At 43.1% G+C, this 2,785-nt stretch carries 1 pseudogene; it reads left to right on the top strand.

The annotated features are described in order from the left end of the window. Nucleotides 1-2,785, top strand: a pseudogene (locus GVN22_RS26975) (hypothetical protein); the annotation flags it as partial.

Below are 2,785 nucleotides of genomic sequence, written 5' to 3'. Positions count from 1 at the left end.
GTTGTAAAGACAATACAACAACTTGTGAAACAACATCAGGAACCCGTCAAAGTGTAGTAGGCACAGTAAATCCAAACTTACCAGCACCAAGTTCATCAAGTGTACAAGGTGGCGCAGTCTGTGGTAGTGGCGTAGTAAACTTAAGTGCAGTATGTTCATCAGGACAAACGGTACAATGGTATGCTAGTCAGACCTCGACCAGTGTATTGACAACAGGTACAAGCTACGCACCAAGTATTACGGCAACGACTACTTATTATGTAGGCTGTAAAGACAATACAACAACTTGCGAAACCGCAACGAACTCACGTCAAGCAGTAGTAGGGACAGTAAATCCAATACCAAGTTCACCAAGTGCAGGTAATGTATCAGGTGGCGCAGTATGCGGAAGTGGTGTAGTAAACTTAAGTGCAATATGTTCGACAGGGCAAACGGTACAATGGTATGCAAGTCAAACATCGACAGTGGTATTGTCGACAGGTACAAGTTATGCACCAAGTATAGCAGCGACTACTACTTATTATGTAGGTTGTAAAGACAATACAACAACTTGTGAAACGGCAACGAACTCACGTCAAGCAGTAGTAGGGACAGTAAACCCAATCCCAAGTGCACCAAATTCAGGAAATGTAACGAATGGCGCAGTTTGTGGCAGTGGTGTAGTAAACTTGAGTGCAACATGTTCGACAGGACAAACGGTACAATGGTATGCAAGTCAAACATCAACAAGTGTATTGACGACAGGAACAAGCTACGCACCAAGTATCACGGCAACGACTACTTATTATGTAGCTTGTAAGGACAATACAACGAATTGTGAAACAACAACAGGAACACGTCAAGGCGTAATAGGAACGATTAACCCGATCCCAAGTGCACCAAGTTCAAGTAATGTAGTAGGCGCTTCAAGATGCGAAGCAGGCGTAGTGACTTTGACAGCGACATGTTCAACAGGCCAGACAGTACAATGGTATGCAAGTCAGAGTTCAACAAGTGTGTTGACAACAGGTACAAGTTATGCTCCAAGTTTGACAGCAACAACTACTTATTATGTAGGTTGTAAAGACAATACAACAACTTGTGAAACAACATCAGGAACCCGTCAAAGTGTAGTAGGCACAGTAAATCCAAACCTACCAGCACCAAGTTCATCAAGTGTACAAGGTGGCGCAGTCTGTGGTAGTGGTGTGGTAAACTTAAGTGCAGTATGTTCATCAGGACAAACGGTACAATGGTATGCAAGTCAGAGTTCAACAAGTGTATTGACAACAGGTACAAGTTATGCACCAAGCATCACCGCAACGACAACTTATTATGTAGGTTGTAAAGACAATACAACAACGTGTGAAACAGCAACAAACTCACGTCAAGCAGTAGTAGGAACGGTAAACCCAATCCCAAGTTCACCAAGTGCAGGTAATGTATCAGGTGGTGCAGTATGCGGAAGTGGTGTAGTAAGCTTGAGTGCAACATGTTCGACAGGTCAAACGGTACAATGGTATGCAAGCCAGACTTCAACAACAGTCTTGACAACAGGTACAAGTTATGCACCAAGTATAGCAGCGACTACTACTTATTATGTAGGTTGTAAAGACAATACAACAACTTGTGAGACGGCACCAAATGCACGTCAAGCAGTAGTAGGGACAGTTAACCCAATCCCAAGTGCACCAAGTTCAGGAAATGTAACGAATGGTGCAGTATGTGGAAGCGGTGTAGTGAATTTGACAGCGACATGCTCATCAGGTCAAACAGTACAATGGTATGCAAGTCAAACATCAACAAGTGTATTGACAACAGGTACAAGCTATGCACCAAGCATCACGGCAACGACAACCTATTACGTAGCATGTAGAGATAACACAACGAATTGTGAAACAGCAACAGGAACACGTCGAGGCGTAATCGGAACAGTTAACCCAATTCCAAGTGCACCAAGTTCAAGTAATGTAGTAGGCGCTTCAAGATGTGAAGCTGGCGTAGTGACTTTGACAGCGACATGTTCAACAGGACAAACGGTACAATGGTACGCAAGTCAAAGTTCAACAAGTGTGTTGACAACAGGTACAAGCTACAGTCCAAGTTTAACAGCAACTACAACTTATTATGTAGGTTGTAAAGACAACACGACAACTTGTGAAACGACATCAGGAACCCGTCAAAGTGTAGTAGGTACAGTAAATCCAAACCTACCAGCACCAAGCTCAAGTAATGTTACAAATGGCGCAGTATGTGGTAGCGGTGTAGTAAACTTAAGTGCAGTATGTTCATCAGGACAAACGGTACAATGGTATGCAAGTCAAACATCGACAAGTGTATTGACAACAGGTACAAGTTACGCACCAAGCATCACAGCAACGACTACTTATTATGTAGGTTGTAAAGACAATACAACAACTTGTGAAACGGCAACGAACTCACGTCAAGCAGTAGTAGGTACAGTAAATCCAATACCAAGTTCACCAAGTGCAGGTAATGTATCAGGTGGTGCAGTATGCGGAAGTGGTGTAGTAAACTTAAGTGCAACATGTTCGACAGGACAAACAGTACAATGGTATGCAAGTCAAACATCGACAGTAGTGTTGTCGACAGGTACAAGTTATGCACCAAGTATAGCAGCGACGACAACTTATTATGTAGGTTGTAAAGATAATACTACGACTTGTGAGACTGCAACGAACTCACGTCAATCAGTAGTAGGCACAGTAAACCCAATCCCAAGTGCCCCAAGTTCAGGAAATGTAACGAATGGCGCAGTATGTGGAAGCGGTGTAGTAAACTTAAG

The sequence above is a fragment of the Cellulophaga sp. BC115SP genome (genome assembly GCF_009905545.1).
GTDB lineage: Bacteria > Bacteroidota > Bacteroidia > Cytophagales > Spirosomataceae > Flectobacillus > Flectobacillus rivi.
Note: the sequence above shows the minus strand (reverse complement) of the source record. Positions and strands in the feature narration are given on the sequence as shown.